Consider the following 21,537-nt stretch of genomic DNA (forward strand, 5'->3'; position numbering starts at 1 on the left):
TTTGAACTGGCTGAATCGACTGTTTGGTACTGACGCCCAGACACCGCAAACCACCGAGCATGACCTGCACCGGGCAGCCGCTGCGCTACTACTGGAAGTGGCACGCACCGACGGCAAGGTCGACGCTGAGGAAAGTGCACGCCTGGTAGAGGCAGTGCAAAGCCGCTGGCAACTGGACCCGGCGGAAATGAACGACATCCTTGGCGAGCTGGAAACCCGTGTAGATCAGGCCACAGACCTGTTTGAATTCACCCTGCCCCTGCGAGAACACTGGGACCCGGAAACCCGTGTTGCCCTGGTAGAAGACATGTGGGCCATGGCCGCCGCCGACGGCCACGTGGACGTCCACGAAGAACACCTCATCCGCCGCGTCAGCGACCTGCTTTATGTGTCCCATGGGGACTATATTCGGGCGAAGATGAAGGCAATTTCTTCAGTTGACAGTTGATAGTGGACAGTTGACAGCTGCGCGAACAGCGTTTCTGATTGTTTAAACGATTGAGGCCGCGCCCACCCAAGGCCGCGGCCTCAATCGTTTTAAAACACGCGGGCGCATGCCGCGCGCTGTTAACTGTCCACTATCAACTGTCAACTATGCCTCACCACTCCTCATACTCACTTTCCAGCTCCAAATCCCGTTGCTCAATGTCCGGGAAACGCAGGGAGGGTCGGTCGCCGGATTCGAAGCGGCGGCGCTGCAGGTAAGCGTTGCGGATGAAAGTGTAGCGATCACCGACGATAGTACGTTCCAGATCCAGTAAATCGGCCCTGAGATCAACCACATAAACGGCGGTGAAACTGTGCCGGGTGAGGTCATGATCAATATAGTGTCTGAGCCGCATGTAATCCTCTGGCCAGATGGCTGCCGCATCCCTGCCAGTAGAAGGCCCGAAGAAAGGAAGTACCAGATAGGGGCCTTCAGGAATACCCCAACGCGCAAACGTCAGCCCCAGATCCGTGTCATGCTTTCGCAGGTTCACCTTGCTGGCCACATCGAACAGCCCACCAATACCCAGGGTACTATTGACCGCGAAACGGCCCCAGTTTTGACCGACATGATTCCAGCGCCATTGCAGCACGCTGTTAAGGCCGCTGCGAAAGTCCCGCAGATTCTCGTAAAAGCGGGTGATGGTATCGTCCATCCACTGCGGGGTGGCTTTCTGGTACCCCTTTGCTACAGGTTTCAAGCCGTAGGTATCGAGAAACTCATTGAACGCGAATACCTTGCGGTTCATGTTCTCCCAAGGGTCGGCGTACTGGTTCTGCCCCGCCGGCGCGTCAAACGCCGTAGTGGCCTCACCCCAGTCATCCTCTTCTTCCGCTGTCACCAGCACTGGCAGGCTCAGCAGTATTGTTAGTAGCAGGTAGCGCACAAACACCCCGGTAACCGGAGGCTTAGCCATCCGGAAATCAATTCAAACGCCGCATTATAGCGGCCCTGTCTATCCCGGGAACAGGGAAACCCGCCCGGGGTTACGCAACTCTGACAGGTTTTACACATTCACTCCGGGAGCCAGCCGGCGCTCAATCCAGTAATCCACACTCAAAAATCGGCCTGCGCCCTGGAAGAACAATACCAGCAGCATAATGAAGTAGGTCATGGCGAATTCGATACCATTGTTGAGAATCACCAGACCGCCCTTCTCTGTCAGCCATTCATAATTACCATTCTCTCTCAGAATCTGCCTGGCACGGCTTAGTCGTTTTCCCACCTCTTCACTGTTCTCAAGACTCGCCTGTGCGGCAGGGATGCCTAACTTCGCCAACGGCAGGGCCGTGCTGGTAGCAGGGTTACCCGGCGCGATAGCAAACCAGCCATGCGGCCAATGGACTGTGGCCATCGCTACCACCATAGTGAACATGAGCGGGATGGATACATAACGGGTCAGCAGCCCGATCAGGAGCAGCAAGCCACCCACCAACTCCGTAGCGGTAGCCAGGAAGGCCAACAGCGCTGGAAAAGGCAATCCCAATCCCCAGTCAGGGTTGGCAAACCAGGCAACGGTGCTGTCGAAGCTCACGGCCTTGTTATACCCGGCACTGATCATTACCGGTGCCAGAAAAAGGCGCAGCGCCAAAGGCGCAAGAAAATCTGCTATGCGTGCAGTATTCAGGGCGTAATGAATTTTTTTCATCAGGGCAAGCATAGGGGCTCTCCATCAGGAATAATACGTTTTCACGAGCCATGCAGGCATGAACAGTCAAATCACAACAGACCTGAAAATCACACGGTACTATGGCACAGCGAAAAGGGCGTTTAGGCTGAAACAAGGTGCTATGGAAAAGCCCCTTAACAGCTTTTCAGTGTTGTCCCTATAAGGATGTCGCGTTCGCGCATTTGTTGCAGAATGCCGTGAGAAAATTCTGCCAGTTTGTCTTCGTCAAACTGCATTTCCCCTGCAAGCTGGCCCACCACTTCGATTCCTGTCAGCGCAGGATTTTCAGCGATGAGTTGCAACAATCTGGCAGTAGGTGCATTTATCTCCATAAATCGCACCTGATCTTCACGATTACGGTAAATCAGTAACCACACAGGCTGCGGCAAAGGTCGGTCGGGCTGGAACTCGGTACAGATTTTGTGGACGGGAAAGTGATAAGACAGTACGGCATGGAGTGGACTGAGTCTCGGAATTGCGCGAAGCAAATCGCCCTCAGGCTGGATTCCTTCTTCGGGAAACGATTCTGTCGACGCATCCAGAACCAGCTCCATCCATTCGTAATGTGCCAGCTCAAGCAGGAAAGGCGGATCTCCCTCTTCATCCCCTGCCCCTGTAGCGAGGTAACTGACAAATTCTTGGGGAATTTCTACAAAATAGGGGGTTTTACACGCATGCGATTCAAAGAAACCCCGCACCAATCTCTGCCACCGGCCAGGACTCAGTAACGAAAACAAGACAGGAAAACCCTGCTGGATAAACCCGTTAACATTGTTGAAAAACAGATTGCGGTAGATATCCAGACGCCGCTCTTCAAGACCCTCAGGCGCGGGGCGGGTATCCGGGTTACGCAGGTGATCGGCGAAGACGCGCTGAAGGCGCTGGAAATCAGCGTCACTCATCCCAGTTTACGCTCCCTGGTAGCATGCCGTTTCTGATGGCGAGCGATCTCTTTTAGCTCGCCAAACAACTCATCTTCACCTGGAAAGTTGAAATCCCTTTCCAACAAGGTAGGGAGTACACCAAACTCCCGGTAAGCATGCTCCAGCAATGCCCATACCGGATCAATAACAGCTGAACCATGGGTATCCACTTTCAGATCATCGGCTTCATCAAAGTGCCCTGCGATGTGCACATAGCAAATACGCTCACCAGGCAAACCACTAATAAAGTTTTTCGGGTCATAACCATGATTGATACTGTTCACATAGGCGTTGTTGACATCCAGCAAAAGCTCACAGTCCGCCTCTTCCAACACAGCATTCACGAACTCCAGCTCTGACATTTGAGCACCCGGTGCCGCGTAGTAACTGACATGCTCAATTCCGATGGGCTGCTCGAGAAAGTCCTGCACCTGACGCACGCGATCGGCCACATAATGCACGGCCTCTTCTGTGAAGGGGATGGGCATCAGGTCGTAGAGATGACCATGATCACTGCAATAGCTCAGGTGCTCGGTATAACGGCGAATATCGTGTTCGCGAAGAAACGTCTTAATGGAGGTCAACAGATCAAAATCGAGAGGTTCCGGACCGCCAAGCGACAAACTCAAGCCATGGGTTACAAAGGGAAAACGCTCGGTAAACTTGCGGAATTCCTTACCCAACCGGCCCCCCATGGGAATCCAGTTTTCCGGTGCCACTTCCATGAAATCAATCGGCGGAGATACGGCTTGGGATAGCGGGCCCATCAGGGCCCGCCGAAGACCCAGGCCCACGCCGGAGACTGGTGTCTTGTGGTTCATCATAGCGCAGCCCTATGCATCACCGCCGCACTTGCCTTCACCACATTTCCCTTCACCACCTTTGTCACCACCACACTTGCCTTCGCCACACTTACCTTCTGCGGCTTTATCTTCACCGCACTTGCCTTCACCACATTTCCCTTCTGCACCTTTGTCTTCACCGCATTTGCCTTCGCCACACTTGCCTTCTGCGTGGTGTCCAGCCAACTGATATCCGGCATTCAGGTCAGAAGCGGCAAAGGGATTCTCTGCAGCAGTGGCTACCGGAGCAGCCATGGCACTGGCGATAACAGCAGCACCTACAGTCGCTGCAAGGGGGTTCAGTTTGGTCAGCTTAGCCATCTTGAGTCTCCATACGTCATTATTGAATGTCCGACACCATCCCCCGGGCCGGAAGGCATTTGGGGCAACGGTTCAGGCGTTTATTTATGTAGCGCCTGTACCAGACAATATAGAGATGCAACCAAGAGGTAAACGTTACGGAAGAAAGGCCATTAATTTGAGGAAAACATGAAGGAGCAGCCCCGGGGCTGTGCTCAAGGGGGGCATGGAGTACCGATTTCCGAGTCACGAGTGACCAGCATCAGGGGATGATGTTCGTTTATCGTCACTCGTGACTCGCAGCACAGCCCGGAGTTGCAGCTGCGCTTACTTACTTGATGCGGTTCACAATCACACTGCCAATGGAGTACCCAGCGCCAAACGAGCAGATTACGCCGTGGCTGCCAGCGGGGAGATCTCCGTTGTATTTGTGGAAAGCGATAATAGAGCCTGCAGAACTGGTGTTGGCGTAATCATCAAGAATGACCGGGGCCTCTTCACGGGTGGCGGGCCGCCCCAGAACACGTTTGGCGATCAGTTCATTCATGCTCAGATTCGCCTGATGCAGCCACATACGATTAACGGTACCCACCGCAATCTCGGTATCAGCCAGATGAGAAGTAATTTGCTCTGCCACCATGGGACAGACTTCCTTGAAGACCTTGCGTCCTTCCTGACGGAACAGCTTGTCCCGGGCCCCGACTCCAGTCTCGTCCGCACGGTTGAGAAAGCCGAAATTGTTGCGGATATTGCTGGAGAACTTGGTCTGAAGGCGGGTACCGAGCACTTCCCATTGGTTGTCAGAGGTAGCGTCTTCCTGGCGCTCCAGAATCACAGCCGTGGCCACGTCACCAAAGATGAAATGGCAATCACGGTCTTCCCAGGCCAGATGTGCAGAACAGATTTCCGGGTTTACCATCAGCACACGCCGAGCACTGCCATTACGAATGGCATCAACAGCAGCCTGAATACCGAAGGTAGCACTGGAACAGGCCACATTCATGTCATAGCCCCAGCCATGCTGCATACCGAGCGCATCCTGAACTTCCACGGCCATGGCCGGATACGGGCGCTGCATATTGGAACAGGCCACCAGCACAGCATCCAGGTCGTTGGCGGTCAGGTTGGCATTTTCCAGCGCCTGTTTCGCTGCATTAACAGCAATTTCAGCCTGAAGGGAAAGCTCGTCATCGGCACGTTCCGGAATACTGGGCGCCAGGCGATCCGGATCCAGCACACCACTCTTGTTGATCACATGGCGCTGCTTGATTCCGGAAGCTTTCTCGATAAACGCAGAGTTGGACGGATCCAGCGCGGCGACTTCACCTGCTGCAATGGCATCTGCGTTTTCGGCATTGAAACGCTCAACATACTGGTTGAAAGATGCCACCAATTCATCATTGGTAATGATCTGCTCCGGCGTCCACAGGCCGGTCCCGGAAATGACAACAGAATAGCTCACAAGCGAGTCCTCGCACTCGAAGAGGAAGGCCACCGCCTCCCCCCGGAAAATTGGGAATGGGTCGATTATCCGGATTCAGGGCCGTGGGCGCAAAGGGCGGTTCCGCCATTTACCCCACGGATAAAGTCAACATTCTTCCCATTGTTTGTTGAGTCGCTTGGCAGAAACCGGTACCTGCGTCCCAAGCTGTTGGGCAAACACGCTGACCCGGTACTCCTGCAGCATCCAGAAAAAGTGCTGAAGCGGGGGGGCCTGCTGCCATAATGGCGCCCCGGCAGCACGGGTCCGGTACTGTTTGCGGTATGCCTCCAGCTCCGCCGTCACAGTGCGATCCTTGCCAATCTGCCCTCCCAGCTTGTCCAGCCGATGCGCGATGCCTGCCAGATAGCGAGGGTACTCCTGCAGACTCTCCCAGGGCACCTCCAACAGGAATGCGTCGCCAAACAGTTCCGCAAACTGATCCTTGAGGTCCCGGTGAGCATGGGCCCAGGCCAGCGGGAAGTTTTTCTCAAGCTTGCCCATCAGTTGGCGGTACTGATCGAAGACCTGACCGATGCCAGCCAACTGTTCACTGGCCCAGGGCACGAAATCCCCTCGGTGGGTATCCAGCCGGGCCTTGAACGCGGCCTCATCACGCACCGGTTCATCAAGACGAAAATGCTCAGCCAGCAATCGCGACAGCGCATGGTCCAGCGCATGACGTGCCATCGCGCCTTTTTCGCTCTTGAGTTTCTGGAACCCTGGCATCTGCGACGCCTGCTTGCGCAGATCGCGAAGCTGAACAGACAACTTGAAGCCCAATAACCGGGCGCAGCCCCAGCGATGGGTCCAGATGGCCAGCGCCGGGTCATCCAGATAACGCAGTGTTACGGTGTCCTTTTCATCCGCCAGGGCGGGATAACGCCGCAGCGTCATCCCACCAAGCTCCCGCAGGTCGGTTTCCGGCAAGGGGCCAAAGAGCCACTCCTGCCCGGACAAGGGCGGCGCCTCGGTTTCTGGCTCGGGCAGCTCCGCACGGACCCCATCCAGCCGCGCGTTGACCTCGGACAGACTGCGCCCCTGGGCGAGGGTCTTGGCCTTGCCCTCCAGCCTGTCGACCACCCGTACCATCATCCGCAGGTGATCAGACAGCCCGTCCACCTGCCATTCTTCCAGCTCGATGCGCACCCCGCTCATGCGTTGCAGCTCGCGCGTCATCGCCGGCAACAAGGGCTCATCCGGCGTCAGGGTGTCCATCAGGGCTGCCACATAATCGGGCACGGGCACAAAATGACGACGGCGAGACTTGGGCAAGGCACGAATCAGGGCTTCCAGCTTTTCCTTGAGCAACCCGGGCACCAACCAGTCGAGCCGCGCCTCCGGCACCTGATTGAGCACCGCCAGAGGCACCACCAGTGACACCCCATCGCGGTCCCCGGTGGGGTCGAAGCTGTATTCCAGAGGCAACGAAATCTCCCCCAGAGCCAGGACATCGGGGAACTGACCGTCGGCCAGATCCGGGCTGCGTGACAGCAGGAAGTCCTCATCCATCAGTAGCGCTTGCTTCTGTTGATCGCTGGCCTTTTTGTTGTACCAGCTCATCAGTCCGGCGACGGTATTGACCGTATCGGGCAAGCGCTCGTCGTAGAACGCCACACGGGCCTCTTCGTCCACCAGGATGTCACGGCGGCGTAGCTTGTGCTCCATGGCTTCCAGGGCCTGGTAACACTCTCGGTTGGCACGCACGAACGGCGGCTCCCGGGTCAGCTGCCCCATGACCAACCCCTCACGAATCAGTAACTCACGGGACTCCTGTGGCTGGATCGGCCCGTAGTTCACCCGGCGACCACTGGCCAGAATCAGACCGAACAGATTGACCTGTTCCTTGGCCATGGCACAGCCGCGTTTCTTCGACCAGTGGGGTTCGAAATACTGGCGTTTGATGAGATGTGCCGCAGCGGCCTCTACCCATTCCGGTTCAACCCGCGCGACCGTGCGGCCGAATAACCGACTGGTTTCTACCTGTTCTGCCGCCATCAGCCAGCGGGCCTTGGTTTTTGACAGGCTGGATCCCGGCCATACCAGAGGTTTACGGTTACGGGTAGAGAGCCACTCGCCCTCTTCCGTTCGCTGCATCACGTTGGACACCAGCCCGCTCAACAGTGCCTGATGCAGTGGCCCATAGATCCCGTCGTCTACACCAGAGTCATTGTCAGTCGCCTTGTTCAGCTCCCAGCCCTGCTCCTTGCAAAGCAACAACAGCTGGCGGTGAGTGTCGCGCCATTCCCGCATGCGGGTGGGCGACAGAAAATGCTTCTTCAGCAGCTTTTCATACTGATTGCGGCTCAGCGCCTCACGCTGCTGTTCTGCCCAGTGCCACAATTTCACGTAGAACAGGAAATCCGACTGCTTGTCGGTAAACGGCTGATGCGCCTGGTCAGCCTGCTGCTGCTTGTCATGCGGGCGCTCACGCGGGTCCTGTGCCCCCAGGGCGGATACCACAATCAGCGCTTCGCGGAGCACCTTGCGATCCGCAGCCGCGACCAGCATCCGGCCAAGGGTTGGGTCCAGCGGGAAACGGGCAAGTTGCCGCCCCAGCGGGGTCAGGGACTGCTGCGGGGTGAGCGCGCCCAACTCATCCAGCATGCGGTAACCGTCACGGATAAGGCGGCCATCCGGCGGCTCGATAAAAGGAAAGTCTTCTACCTTGCCCAGCCGCAGATCCGCCATCTGCAAAATCACCGCAGCCAGATTGGTCCGCTGGATTTCAGGATCGGTAAATTCAGGACGGCCAACGAAGTCTTCTTCGCTATAAAGCCGGAAGCAGATACCCGGCATGATTCGCCCACTGCGCCCTGCCCGCTGGTTGGCGCTGGCCTGACTTACCGGTTCCACCGGCAACCGCTGCACCTTGGAATGTACGCTGTAACGGCTGATGCGTGCTGTACCGGCATCAATCACATAACGAATGCCCGGCACCGTCAGGGAGGTTTCCGCCACATTGGTGCTCAGCACCACCCGGCGCCCCCGATGGGCGCTGAAAATACGGTGTTGCTCTGCCTGGCTCAGGCGGGCATACAACGGCAGTATTTCGGTATCCCTGAACTCGCAATGTTTCAGATGATGGTGCACATCGCGAATATCACGCTCACCGGCGAGGAACACCAGCACATCACGGGCCAGGGGTAGCCCCTGTTGCCGCTCTTCCCGCTGGATCTCCTGCAGCACCTCTTCCACCTGCCGGGACAGTTCCTGCCCGTCGCCGGGGGGCCGGTAACGCATCTCTACCGGATACGTCCGTCCAGACACTTCCAGAACCGGTGCCCCCGCGAAATGCTCGGCAAAACGGGCATGGTCGATGGTGGCGGAGGTGATGATCACCTTCAGGTCCGGACTACGTGGCAGCAATTGTTTTAAGTAACCGAGAAGGAAATCGATATTGAGGCTGCGTTCGTGAGCCTCATCAATGATCAACGTGTCGTACTGGTTGAGGAAACGGTCCTGCTGAATCTCGTTGAGCAGCATACCGTCGGTAAGCACCTTGATCAGGCTGGTGTCACTGACTTGCTCGGCAAAACGGACCTTGAACCCCACCGTGGAGCCCAGAGGGGATTTCAACTCTTCAGCAACCCGGCTGGCCACCGCACGGGCGGCAAGACGTCGTGGCTGGGTATGCCCGATGGTGCCCTCTACCCCCCGGCCCAATTCCAGACAAATCTTGGGCAGCTGGGTGGTTTTCCCGGAACCGGTTTCCCCGGCAATCACCACCACCTGATGATCACGAATCGCCGCCTTGATCTCTTCCCGGCTCGCCACCACCGGCAGGTCTGGCCATTCGAGAACGGGCACGGCGGCCAACCGCTGTTCACGGTTGGCAACAGACGCCGCCATCGCCAGCGCGACATTCTCCACCGCCTTGGCACTGCGCTTTTCCACCGGCAAACGCGCCAGACCATCGATGCGCTTTTTCAAACGAAAGCGATCGGCCTGGCGGACGGTTTTAAGCTGGGTGTACAACGAGTTCAGAGGCATGAGCGAACAGTGAATAGTTAACAGTTAACAGCGCGCGAACACGCACAGTGATGACAGCACGGCTGCACCCGCGACGTCAGGTTTGGACTATTCCCTGTTAACTGTTCACTTTTCACTAACATGCAGCCACGCCTTCCCTTTCTCGGTCAGCCCGCCCTTGGCAATGGTCAGGTAGGCGGTGCTCGGTTCGCTGGGGCTCACCTTGACCTGGAATGTCATCAATTCATCACGGCGGAATGCATGCAATTCCACTGTTTCGCCGGGCAGGAAATTGGCCAGCAAATTATCGATGTTAGCGGCGGTGGCCTGCAGGCCATCTACCGCAATAATGATATCCCCGGCAGACAAACCTGCTGCCATGGCAGCACCCTGCTCGAATGCCACCGCGATCCGCGCGCCGAGCGGGTCTGCCGACAAACGCACCCCCAGATTGGGGATACCGTCCTTGCCCAGCTTGCCGCCGTTATCGCCATGCCCGGCAGCACTGCGCCAGTGCAATTCCACCCCACGCTCGGCCAGCATTTCAGACAGGGGCAAATCTTCGGTGCTATACAAGGCCTGCTCAAAAAAGCCTGACATATCGCAACCCGCAATATCTTCTGCCAGCGGCTGAATGCCCTGTTCAGGCACACCCTCACCGGTTTTTCCATAGCGCTCCCACAGCAGGCGCATCAGATCATCCAGAGACTTTTTCTCACCGGTGAGGTTTCGCAGGGTCAGGTCAAGCGCCAGTGCCACCAGGGAACCTTTGGTGTAATAGCTGACGATGGCGTTGGGCGCATTCTCGTCCTGCTTGTAGAAGCGGGTCCAGGCGTCAAAGCTGGACTCTGTCACTGTCTGCCGGTGACGGCCTTGTCCGCGGTAGACACGGGTCATGGTCTGCCCCAGCAGTTCAAGATAGCTCTGCGGCGAAATCCGTCCTGTGCGCGTGAGTGACAGGTCATCGTAATAGCTGGTGATGCCTTCAAACGCCCACAGTAGTTCGGTGTGCACTTCCTGTGAGAGATCGAACGGGGTGAATGCAGCCGGCTTGATGCGCTTCACGTTCCAGGTATGAAAGTACTCGTGGCTGCACAAACCCAGGTAGTTGCGATAGCCCTCGCGTACCTTGGCCGGATCATCCGTGCGTTTGGGCAGGTCGTCCCGGGCACACATCAAACTGGTGGAATTGCGATGCTCCAGGCCACCATAACCATTGCCCGTAACCAGCGTCATGAACACGTACCGGTCCATGGGCGCCGGCTCGCCGAACATGCGGATATGGTGTTCGCAAATCGGCTTGAGGTCGCGACACAGCCGCGCCATATCAGCATGATGACGCCCGGCAAGCACCACCCAGTGCTGCACGCCGCAAGCGTCGAAGCTGGCGTAATCGAACGGCCCCATTTCCACCGGATGATCAATCAGGGCGTCATAGTTATCGGCACGAAAACGGCCAAAGTCCAGTTCGGACCCCGACAATCGCTGTAGCCCGGTCGCCACCTGCCATCCGGCATAGGCATGGCCCTCCGGGGCCTCGATCTCCACTTCGCAGGGCTGATCTTCGTGGCCCATGGGTGCCAGGAACACGCAGGTGCCATTGAAATAACCGTGGGTCGTGTCCAGGTGTGCACCCCGGACAGACAGGTCCCAGGCATACACGTGATAGTGAATCTGTACGGGCCCCTCGCAGGGCGGCAGCTGCCAGGTCTGTTTGTCGACCTTGGCTACCGGCAGGGTTTCGCCCTGGCTGCTGGCTTCAACATGGACCAGGTGACGGGCAAAATCACGGATCATGTAACTGCCAGGAATCCAGGCAGGCATGCTGAATGCCTGCCCCTCAGGCATCGGGTTCGCCACCGTCAGCGTGACTTCGAACAAATGCGCTTGCGGGCGTAGGGGGCGAATCCGGTACTCAATCATGGGGACTCCTGCAGAGGGTTTCACAAACAAAAACCGGGGGCATAGCCCCCGGTTGGTGATGCATGATTCTGGATCAGATCATGTCATCCTTGGCCATGCGGTCGACGACCGCCTTGGCCACACCGGTCGTGCCAGCTTCCAGATCGGCCGGGTTCACCGTGGTGGTCTTGGCCGACCATAATAGCTTTTCCGGGTCGAGCTGGTACAGGTTCGACTCCAGGAAGTACTTCTTGTCATTACTGAAATAGCCGGGCTCGTATACGGCACTCTGACGCACATAGAAAGTCTGGCCCATGGCACCCTGCACTGCGATATCCGGGGCGTAGTTCATCCCGCCCTGGGTGTAGTGCATTTCTTCTTTCACATCGATCAGGGTCACCACCAAGGCAGATTCATACCCCCGGGCAGCAATGTCTGCGGCCATTTCCTTACGGTCCTTGCCCTTGCCATAGTCCGCACCCAGCACCGGCAGAGAGGCAGTCGCCTCGACCTTGCGCTCCTGAAGGGCCGCAACCAGACGTCCCTCCACTGCTGTACGGATATTCGGCTGATCCACCAGCGCAATCACCAGTACCTTGTTAACGTGATCACCGGGCGCATGGCCCTTGACCCGTGACGAGCTGGTGACATCCGTGTTGTGGGAAGTGACACAGGCGCTGAGAAAAACCGCGCTTACCAGTGTCACAAGGAGGGCTGTTATTCTTGCTATCATATCCATCCTCATTAGATCTGCTTGACCTTGCCATGGCGTTCGCACAGGCTGGCGACGCATCCGGAGAGCACATTATGACCCAAGAACGCCTGCTTCACACCACCAACGAAAGCCATACTGTAGCCATTCACCACTGGCCTTCCGATGTGGCCGTCCCCAAGGGGGTGATTGTCTGGCTTCACGGCATGGCGGAGCATGGTGGACGCTACGGTGCTCTGGCGCACTACCTGAACAATCGGGGTTGGCACCTGTATTGCCCGGATCACCGAGGCCACGGTCAAAGCATCGCTGACCACTGCTCCCAAGGCCACTTTGGCGATCACCACGGGTGGCAAAACGTCGTCAACGATGCGGCAGATGTGGTTGCTCTCGCCCGCGAACGCCACCCCGGCCTGCCGTGCGTGCTTGGCGGTCATAGCATGGGCTCATTCATCGCGCTGGCCGTGGCAGAAACGGAAACGGCACAATCGCTGGCCGGCCTGATCCTGTGCGGCAGCGATTATCACCCCGGAATCTATTACCGTCTGATGCAGCTTCCCATCCGGCTGGCGCGAATCCGCAACGGCGGCCGCGGCAGCAGCCCGTTGATTCGCAAAATGACCTTCGGCACCTGGGCTGGCCAGGTCCCTGAACCAGCAACCGATTTTGACTGGCTTAGTGCAGAGCCCGCCGAGGTCAACGCCTACATTGAAGACCCGCTGTGCGGCTTTGACTGCAGTACCGAAACCTGGCTGCAGCTGGTGCAGGGCCTGCGTCAGGTGCACAGTGTTGCGTCACTTTCCGAGATTCCCGAAGCCCTCCCCGTGCTGCTCCTCGGAGGAGAAGCCGATCCCATGAGCAATATGGGTAAGGGAATGATGGCACTGGAAAACGTGTTGCACGCCATGGAGCAACCGGTAAAAGCGCACTTCTGGCCTACAGGACGGCATGAAATCCTCAATGACGAGTGCCGCGATGAGGTCCATCAAGCGATTGGAGAGTGGCTGGAACGGTTGGAAGGGCTGGGAAACTGAAACTTCCCGTCCAGTGGCGAGAATAGGCCAGCCAAAAAAAACGGGCCTGATGGCCCGTTTTTTGTTGCGGCGAAAGACTTGATTCGTTAGTTGAACAAGCTGTTCTTGATGTCCTTGAGGCCTGCAACTGTGCTGTCCCAGGTCTTCTCCACGCTGTCCTTCACCTCTTCCCAGCGTGCATTGCTGTCATTACGCACTTCATCCAGGCGGGATTGCAACTCCTGTCGCTTTTCTTTCAGCTCCAGTTTGCGGCTTTCCCACTGATGGCGTACATCTTCGCCGGCCTTGTCAGCCTTAATCTGCAATTTGTCGAACTCGTTATCCAGTTCGTCCAGCTTGCCTTTCACTTTTTCGATGAAAGTATTGCGATCCATCACAAACTCCTTTCAATGAATGGGTACCCCTGATCATGGGGGGGGATCCGCAGCATTTCCATGGCAGCAATGTAAAATCACTGTGAAACTGCAGGCTCACCCTGAGCCGGATCAAGTACCGCCACATAACCCAGATAGCGATTCTTGATCTGGCGCACATATTTTACCGGCTCGGCGCCCCTTACATAGCCGTAGCGCGCTTGCCGTGCATATTGTGGTTTGGCAAGCAGAAGCATGGCGCTTTCGGTGTGACCAAACCACTTGTCAGGGTCTTTACCAATACGCTGAGCCAATCGACGCGCATCCTCTACATGACCATGGCCTGCATTGTACGCCGCAAGCGTAAAATACAGCTTCTCAGCCAAATCAAGACGCGCGGGAAAACGCTGCTCAAGCCAGTCCATATACGCCAGCCCTGCACCGACACCATTCTCAGGCTTGGTCAAATTGCTGTAGCCAAACTGGCGACCGGTGCGAGGCATGACTTGCAACAACCCCTGTGCACCAGCGAACGAGCGGGCCTTGGGATTGAAATGGCTCTCCTGATACATCTGGGAAGTAATCAGTCGCCAATCCAGTCCATACTTCAGGGACTCTGTTTTCACCAACTCATCATAGGGAGAGATGTCCCGCCCGGCTTCAACCCGGTATTCCTGATGCGTCCGGATAGTTTTCTTTTCCTTGAAATAGCGGTTATACGTGACGTTGTAAAACAAACCCCGATAGTGCTTGCGAATATAGCTGTTCAACGCCTTCCGCAGCCCTCTCTGCTCTTGCCGCAGGCCCCAGGCGATTTGCTTGGCAGGCTCGAATTGATACAACACCTCAATGTCGTCGCGGTAGGTGGCTTCCATGGCAGCCAGATGACTGTCTGCCATGGTGAGCGCATATTCGCCACTGGCCACAGCGTCTATCAGCATTTCTGTACTTGCTCCCTCGACGGCTTCTATAGTGAAATTCAGCCCCCCCTTCTGCAGGGCTTTGAGGGTATCGTAGTAAGCCGTTTCGGGATTTACCGCGACGGTTTTTCCGGCCAATTGATCAAGACTGGTGAAGGACCCTTGCCCTGCTGGACCAATTAGCTGCTCATTAATATCCAGATAGCGCTCTGAGAAGAGCCAGCCGGCCTTTTCCCGTTCCGGGGTCACCGTCATGGATGCCGCGATGACATCCCCCTCCCCCGCCTGCAAGGCGCTGAACATGGCAGAAGGAGTATCCCGCACCACTACACTCAGGCGAAGTTTATGTTGCTTGGCAAAGTTCTTGATCAGATCGTAATCAAAACCCATTAACTCGCCGCGCCACATAAAATAGCTGGCGGGATTATTGGAGGTGATCACTCTGAGGACACTGTTCTTACGTATCGCTTCCCAGTCTCGGGTAACCGGCTGCGCCAGTGAACTGGTGACTCGCTCGCTGGTTATGTACTGGTTGATTTCTGCCAGTAACTGTTCACTGGAGGGGCGTACTGCCCAGGCGATTCTCCGCTTTCGGTTAACCACCGGCCCTGCAACCACCTCTCCCCCTTCTGTCAGCAGGATATCCAGCATATTGCTATCGATTATTGTCGAAGCCAGCTCACCAGATTCTACTGATTGCACCAGATCTTCATCGGACAGATTACCGTCGAGGACCTCGATCTGGACATGAGAATGGCGTTTAGCCAGCTTTTCTGCGGTTTCTTGATAGGCGCTGCCTTGCGGGACAGAAATGACCAGTGATTCCATCTCGGCCAGTGTTTGGCCACTGCGACTGGCTGGTAGCACCAGTTTCTCTTGCACCGCATTGATCGGCGTGGAAAAGGCGAGAGTTTTTTGGCGTGATTTGGTGACCGAATAGTTGGTGACAATGATATCTGCATCACCGGCATTCAAAAGGGCACCCAGCTCATCAAAATTGTCGGCATAGACCCAACGCGGTTGCAAGCCGAGGCTCTCCACAAAGGCTTCAGCCTGGACCTGATATTGGCTGGCAGGAATCCCGTCACGGGGCAGTCCGGCTGGATCGTCGAAGCGAGGCGCCAGAAGCCGGATATAGCCATGCTCACGCAAGGCATCCAGATCACCGGTCTCTTGATAGTTTTTGAAACTGGCAACAGCCTCCCCCACCTCCGGCTCACTTGAGTCACATGCCATCAGTAACCCTGCGCATATACACAGGCAGCATTGTAGAACCTTATGCATTACTCCCCCGGATTGTCTTCTACCTCAAGCTCAGGGTAGCGCCTCCGAGGGCCAGCGCAAATGGGAAAGGACGAAATCCCCTACCCATACGATAAAAGCCCGCCGCCAAAATTCCGGCCCCCGCTTGGAGCCTGACAATATGACAGGCAAAAAAAGGGGCCCGAAGGCCCCTCTATTCCTGAATCGATCTTACCGATCAGGGCGTTCCGACACAGATATCATGCACTCGGAAGGCTTTATTTACGTTGACAAAGCCTGCGTAGTCCAACTGGATGGAGTCAAACGCCTGGCTGGACGCCGGGGCAGCGATGAAACGCTGATCCGAGCTGGCTCCAAGGCCCAGCAGATCCAGATCCAGCAGGCCGCCGCCAACGGTGGCACTGTCCACTTCCACGCCATCGTTGAAGAAACGAATGGTGGTGAAATTACCCAGCAGCTCCAGATTGAGCAGTTGTGATGAAGGATCGCTTACCACAAATCCAACAACGCTATCACTGATATCAGTATTCGGGTCGTTGGCTACCGCTTTCACATAACCGCCACCATAAACCAGGGCAGCACCAATGTTGATCTGGGCAAAAGTGGCATTATTTTCATCAATGGCGTTGCCTTCGTCATCGACAGAGCAACCCAGACAAACACCCAGCACAGAGCTGTCAGCCGTGTAATTGGCGCTAGTCAGCGGCTGGTATGTAGTACCGGCAGAGCAAGTGAAACCGTCATCATCACAAACGTCACCTTTGCCGTCACCATCGCCATCGGCCTGATCAGCGTTGGGGATTGCCGGGCAATTATCGGTCGCATCAGGGATGCCATCGCCGTCAGTGTCAGTCGGGTTGCCGGTACCGCCATCACAGACGTCGCCGATGCCATCGCCATCACTGTCAGCCTGGTCGGCATTGGCCGCCAACGGGCAGTTGTCAGTGTCATTCGGTACACCATCGCCATCACGATCGTCGTCACAAACATCACCAATACCGTCTACATCCAGGTCAGCCTGATCGGTGTTGGGGGTATTCATGCAGTTATCATTGACGTCGAGGATGGTGTCGCCGTCACGGTCATCATCACAGACATCACCAACACCGTCGGTATCAATGTCAGCTTGATCGTTGTTTGCGGTGTACACGCAGTTATCGTTGGTGTTATCAACGCCATCGCCATCGGCGTCGTCATCACAGACATCTCCGATACCGTCGTTGTCAACATCACCCTGCTCAGGATTAAACACGGTAGGACAATTGTCTTCACCATCGTCGATGCCGTCACCGTCCTGATCGTTATTCTGGTCACAGGCATCACCAATACCGTCACCATCGGTGTCTTCCTGGTTAGGGTTGGCTACCAGCGGACAGTTATCGGTGTCATTGTCTTCACCATCACCATCACGGTCGTCATCACAGACATCACCGATGCCATCGTTGTCCTGGTCTTCCTGCATGGCGTTTGCGATTGCGGGACAATTGTCCACGTCATCCGGCACACCATCATTGTCTTGGTCGTTTGTACGGTTAACAGGGTTGTTACCGCCACCATTGCTGCTTCCATCGCCATCAGCTTCACAGCCCGCCAGGCCCATGCCCAGCATCGCCGAAAGCAAAATGGCAAACAGTATTTTCATTTGCGAGTTCATATCCTTATCCCCTTACTGTTCGCTAACGCGGAATTCAACACGACGGTTCATGGCTCGACCGGATGCGGTCTCGTTACTCGCCACAGGAACCACCTCACCGTAGCCTCGAGCGGTCAAGCGCTCGGCTGCTACACCTTGATCGATCAGATATTGACGCACCGCCTTGGCACGACGATCAGACAAACCTTCGTTGTAATCGGCACTACCGCTTGAATCAGTATGGCCTGCGATTTCAACATCGAAGTTAGTCTGGGATGAGAGTGCTTTGACCAGTCGGTCCAGCACAGGGCGGGAGGTCGCCGTGATCTTGTCGGAGTTCAACTCAAAACCGATGTTGTTGAACGTGATGGTCTGATTAGTGAGCAAGCAACCGTCGCCATCGACCTTGCCCCCGGCAATGGTGTTCGGACACTTGTCACGATTATCCGCAATCCCATCGCCATCGCTGTCGGCCGCGACCACCTCGACAACCTTCTCGACTTCACGGGTTTCGTAGACGACCTTCTCAACTTCCACCGTCTTGGTGCGACCCAGAGGCACTTCAAGGCCAAGGGAGAAACGCCAGTCGTTGAAACCACCTTCACCCTCTGACGCGGAACCTGATGCCCCATCGAAATCGTCATACATGTAACGAGCATCAAAACGGAGCTTCAGGCCGTTATCAAACAGCTCGCCGGTGACAGCACCCAAGCCGACATTGGCATGCAAATCAATGCCATCATCGTCGTCAGGAATCACGTCGTTGTAGATACCACCGATTTGAGCCAGCACAAATGGCGTGAAGCTCTTGCGGTCGCCAAAGGCGTAAGCGATACCGGTGGTCACCGTGTACTGATAAAAATCAGAATCACCGTCGAGACCGGAGTCCAGGCCATAGCCAGCGCCTTCCGTTTCCCACCACCAGTGCTCAGAAATTTCGCGACCATAAATAAGGCCTGCACCCAAACCGTTGCGGGAAAGGTCACGGTCCTCATCAAGTACCAGATAGTGCAGCATGGGCGCGACGTACTGGCGGGTGGTTTCCTGACTGTCTTCGGCAGCCAGCGACTGGGTCGCCAAGGCCACACCAAGAGCCAGACTGGTAAATCGAATGCTTCCGTTCATGACTACCCCCCTTGGGTATGAATGATCTGTGCAATCATTGGAATAGTCTGGGAGCGGAAAAAAAATAGGGATCCCGTGGCGTTGCGTTGCTGAAATGTTGTGTGCAATCCGTTGTTGGTGCTTTCTGTTTCTGGATGTTTTTTTGCGTATCGAAACACCTTGAAACGCCGCCGTACGCAAGCTTGTGTCACGGACACAAATGTTGCACGATAGTACCAACTAATATCTCAAACACCCACATCACAAGAACCAAAGGGGTTAAAATCTGTGCAAAAAAGCCGGTTATTCATGCTCTTGGGTATACTGTTTATGGCTTTGTCTGGCGGTATTTTGCATGCTGCCTGGCCTTTCCTTTTTTACCCAGTGACGTCTTTTAACGTCAGCCTCAATGAGCACCTTCCCTATCAGAAACAGCCCCAGGCCCAGGCAGGCATTGCCGAGCGTGACATCACCCCGCCACCGGGATTGCCAAAATTTGGCTACTCCGCCTGGGCTAGAGAAGCAGATGGTTTCCGCACCCGTTTAAAGGCCCGGGCGTTCTACTTGCAGGGCCCGGATCAGGCGCCACTGGCCATTGTGCAACTGGATCTGGGCAGCGGTTCATTGCCCCTGCATCACCGCGTCGCAGAGCTCATTGAAGCCACCGGGGTCACTGCCGACCGTCTCAGCCTGCTGGTCACACACACCCATTCCGGGCCCGGCCAATACCTGGGTAGCGATTTCTATAATGTGTTTGGCAGTAACCGTCCCGGGTTTGACCCAGCGCTGTTTGAGTTCCTTAGCCAACAGATTGCCGATGCCGTCATCGCCGCCCATGCCAATCGAAAGGACGCCCGTTTTGCTACCGGCCAGGCGGATTTGTATGGCTATACCCGCAATCGCTCACTTGAGGCCTGGCAGAACAATTTCGTGACGCCCCCACACAGTGATGCCATGCAGGCCGTCAACCCGACCATGACCATGCTGCGGATTGATCAACGAGAGGGGGACCATTTTGTCCCGGCGGGCGCCCTTTCGCTCTATTCCATTCATGGCACCGCAATCCCTCCGTTTACCGCTCCCTACCATGCCGATGTCTGGCACTGGATCAGCCAGCAACTGGAGCAGGCACTGGTGGATCGTCAGCCGGGCTTTATTCATGGCGCCGCCCAGGCGACCCATGCAGACAACAACCCGGCCTGGCAGGAAGATTTGCGAGGCGATAAAGAGGCACAACGCATCGGCACAGCACTGGGCAATCATGCTGTACAGCTCTTTCACCAACTGGAGCCCGAACTCTCTCCCACGCTGATAACGAAAACCGCCAGCCGCCAGCTGGACCTGCTTGAACAGACCGATAGCGCACGCTTTGGCTTGTGCGAGCGGGCAATCACAGGGGCCGCTGTGGTCGGCGCCGCCAACGGGGACGAAGTCTTCCCGATCTCATGGCTGCCGTATTTTCAGGAAGGCTGGCCCCGGCGGCTCTTCACCGATCACTGCCAGGGTGTCAAACAATGGATGCTGTCCAAACTGCAGCTGCTGTTACCCGCGCAAGCATTCCCGCATCAGGCATTGCTCCAGGTAATCCAGATCAACGATCTGGTACTGGTACCACTGCCCTGGGAGATCACCCTTGAAAGCGGTAACCGCATACGCGAAGCCGTGATGGAGACCCTGCCAGCCGACCGGCCATGGAAGGTCGAAGTCTCAAGCCTCGCCAACGGCTATTTCGGGTATGCCGTCACCCCGCAGGAGTACCAGCACCAGTATTACGAAGGCGGCCACACTCTCTATGGTCCCCATACACTGGATTTCCTGATGGCCCAGAGCGCCCGTCTGAGCCAGGACATGCAGCAACAGGACATCAATGACATCCCCGCCGAACAACACTTCCGGCTGCGTACACGACAGTACTTTCCTGCACCAACTGATGCCCCGCTGCCCGAGCGCACCTGGGTTGGCAAGCCCCGCTATCATTCCGATGACGGACTGGCAGGCGCCTACTGGGAAGCGCAGCTGGTGGCGGAACCTCCAGAGCAACTGAGACTGAATTCCCCGTTGCTGGCCGCCCATTGTGAGGACCAAATCATCACCGATGAAAGCGGCACCCTGCAGCTGCTCGATACCGGAGAGACACACTCGTCAGGTCACCGCTATCAGGTTCGCTGGTTCCCGGCACAGGGTAGCAACACCGGCCTGTGCAAGCTGGCGGTTCATCTGCCTGCCAACCCGGTCAAAGTTCGGTTGTCTGCAGCACTGCAATAGCTGTGAGCCGGGCACAGCACTGCTACACTGAACGCCTTGATCGAGGAGAGACATCATGCGTTCCCTGCTATCTGTGCTGCTGCCCGCCGTTCTGCTCAGTGGTTGCGCCAGCACCACCGACGTAGCCACCCGCTACACCAGCGACAAAACCTACGCCGCTACCGATACCCTCCTGCTGGTGGCCCGCACCCCGGAAGGCAACATCCGTGAAACCTGGGAACTCACCTGCAAGGAAATATTTTCCGGCAATTCGTTGACCATTTTGCTCAGCCATCAGGAAATCCCGTTATGGTACGAAGGCGGAAAAGACCGCATCCTTGACTGGGCGCAAAAGCAGGGAGTGGACAGAGTTCTCATGGTGGAACTGACCCACCTGCTGATTGACGCTGCGCAGCCCCCACAGCCCGGTAACCAGCTCAACCCCATGGATGTGAACAACAACAACATCCAGCCCACCTGGCAGGTAGGCATTGGTGGCAAGCTGGAAAAAGAAGAGATACCGGATGCACTGCGGCAGCACGGAGCCGAGCTGATCTCCGGGCAAGGCAAGCCGATCTGGACCGGTATCGCCACCACCCACGAGGCCAGCAACACCGTTGCCATTGCCAAAAGCCAGTGTCAGGCGCTGCGCAAAACGCTGAGGGAACAACAACTGATTCCCTGATCCTGATTCCTGAC

At 56.4% G+C, this 21,537-nt stretch carries 17 protein-coding genes; 4 read left to right on the forward strand and 13 right to left on the reverse strand.

Annotated elements, in window-relative coordinates; genetic code table 11:
• Position 1: 1 nt before the first annotated feature.
• On the forward strand, positions 2-448 hold the full coding sequence (locus tag D4A39_RS05200; protein WP_119917611.1) for a tellurite resistance TerB family protein: 447 nt from the start codon (positions 2-4) through the stop codon (positions 446-448).
• 151 nt (positions 449-599) lie between these two features.
• On the opposite strand, the gene D4A39_RS05205 is transcribed toward D4A39_RS05200, so the two are convergent.
• The 9 genes from D4A39_RS05205 to D4A39_RS05245 all read right to left on the reverse strand — a co-directional run bounded on the left by D4A39_RS05205 (position 600) and on the right by D4A39_RS05245 (position 12,308).
• Positions 600-1,403 (reverse strand): MlaA family lipoprotein, encoded by an 804-nt coding sequence (locus tag D4A39_RS05205; RefSeq protein ID WP_119917612.1) that lies wholly within the window; start codon positions 1,401-1,403, stop codon positions 600-602.
• A 90-nt stretch (positions 1,404-1,493) separates the two neighbouring features.
• Positions 1,494-2,147, reverse strand: coding sequence for an HvfX family Cu-binding RiPP maturation protein (locus D4A39_RS05210; RefSeq protein WP_119917613.1), 654 nt, complete (start codon positions 2,145-2,147; stop codon positions 1,494-1,496).
• A 143-nt stretch (positions 2,148-2,290) separates the two neighbouring features.
• Entirely contained in the window at positions 2,291-3,058 is a 768-nt protein-coding gene (locus D4A39_RS05215; protein WP_119917614.1) for an HvfC family RiPP maturation protein, read from the reverse strand.
• Positions 3,055-3,903 (reverse strand): HvfB family MNIO-type RiPP peptide maturase, encoded by an 849-nt coding sequence (locus D4A39_RS05220; RefSeq protein ID WP_022986663.1) that lies wholly within the window; start codon positions 3,901-3,903, stop codon positions 3,055-3,057. Before D4A39_RS05220 ends, D4A39_RS05215 begins: the two co-directional genes overlap by 4 nt.
• Before the next feature lie 9 nt (positions 3,904-3,912).
• On the reverse strand, positions 3,913-4,242 hold the full coding sequence (locus D4A39_RS05225; RefSeq protein WP_022986664.1) for an HvfA family oxazolone/thioamide-modified RiPP metallophore: 330 nt from the start codon (positions 4,240-4,242) through the stop codon (positions 3,913-3,915).
• 310 nt (positions 4,243-4,552) lie between these two features.
• Complete coding sequence (locus D4A39_RS05230; protein ID WP_022986665.1) at positions 4,553-5,683, reverse strand: beta-ketoacyl-ACP synthase III; 1,131 nt, start codon at positions 5,681-5,683, stop codon at positions 4,553-4,555.
• 126 nt (positions 5,684-5,809) lie between these two features.
• Positions 5,810-9,694, reverse strand: a complete 3,885-nt coding sequence (hrpA, locus tag D4A39_RS05235; protein ID WP_119917615.1) for an ATP-dependent RNA helicase HrpA — start codon at positions 9,692-9,694, stop codon at positions 5,810-5,812.
• A 105-nt stretch (positions 9,695-9,799) separates the two neighbouring features.
• Positions 9,800-11,596: a M61 family metallopeptidase gene (locus D4A39_RS05240; RefSeq protein ID WP_119917616.1), complete on the reverse strand. Its 1,797-nt coding sequence runs from the start codon at positions 11,594-11,596 to the stop codon at positions 9,800-9,802.
• 73 nt (positions 11,597-11,669) lie between these two features.
• A complete protein-coding gene (locus D4A39_RS05245) occupies positions 11,670-12,308 on the reverse strand; it encodes a hypothetical protein (RefSeq protein WP_052017539.1) in 639 nt (212 codons plus the stop codon).
• 74 nt (positions 12,309-12,382) lie between these two features.
• On the opposite strand from D4A39_RS05245, the gene D4A39_RS05250 reads away from it, so the two are divergent.
• Entirely contained in the window at positions 12,383-13,321 is a 939-nt protein-coding gene (locus D4A39_RS05250; RefSeq protein ID WP_119917617.1) for an alpha/beta fold hydrolase, read from the forward strand.
• A gap of 86 nt (positions 13,322-13,407) precedes the next feature.
• Here D4A39_RS05250 and D4A39_RS05255 read toward each other — a convergent pair whose 3' ends face one another.
• The 4 genes from D4A39_RS05255 to D4A39_RS05270 form a co-directional block, all read right to left on the reverse strand.
• On the reverse strand, positions 13,408-13,695 hold the full coding sequence (locus tag D4A39_RS05255; RefSeq protein ID WP_119917618.1) for a sll1863 family stress response protein: 288 nt from the start codon (positions 13,693-13,695) through the stop codon (positions 13,408-13,410).
• Positions 13,696-13,772: 77 nt separating this feature from the next.
• Positions 13,773-15,830 (reverse strand): transporter substrate-binding domain-containing protein, encoded by a 2,058-nt coding sequence (locus D4A39_RS05260; RefSeq protein WP_022986671.1) that lies wholly within the window; start codon positions 15,828-15,830, stop codon positions 13,773-13,775.
• A gap of 244 nt (positions 15,831-16,074) precedes the next feature.
• A complete protein-coding gene (locus D4A39_RS05265) occupies positions 16,075-17,499 on the reverse strand; it encodes a thrombospondin type 3 repeat-containing protein (RefSeq protein ID WP_022986672.1) in 1,425 nt (474 codons plus the stop codon).
• 24 nt (positions 17,500-17,523) lie between these two features.
• The gene (locus tag D4A39_RS05270; protein WP_022986673.1) at positions 17,524-18,615 is read right to left on the reverse strand and encodes an OmpA family protein; all 1,092 of its coding nucleotides are present in this window, start codon (positions 18,613-18,615) and stop codon (positions 17,524-17,526) included.
• Positions 18,616-18,924: 309 nt separating this feature from the next.
• Between D4A39_RS05270 and D4A39_RS05275 the strand changes: the two genes are divergently transcribed.
• Entirely contained in the window at positions 18,925-20,859 is a 1,935-nt protein-coding gene (locus D4A39_RS05275) for a neutral/alkaline non-lysosomal ceramidase N-terminal domain-containing protein (RefSeq protein ID WP_233552412.1), read from the forward strand.
• A gap of 55 nt (positions 20,860-20,914) precedes the next feature.
• Positions 20,915-21,523 carry a hypothetical protein gene (locus D4A39_RS05280; RefSeq protein ID WP_022986675.1) on the forward strand — a complete coding sequence of 203 codons (609 nt, stop codon included), beginning with the start codon at positions 20,915-20,917 and terminating at the stop codon, positions 21,521-21,523.
• Positions 21,524-21,537: the final 14 nt, after the last annotated feature.

The organism is Alcanivorax profundi, assembly GCF_003597125.1.
In the GTDB taxonomy this organism is placed as follows: domain Bacteria; phylum Pseudomonadota; class Gammaproteobacteria; order Pseudomonadales; family Alcanivoracaceae; genus Alcanivorax; species Alcanivorax profundi.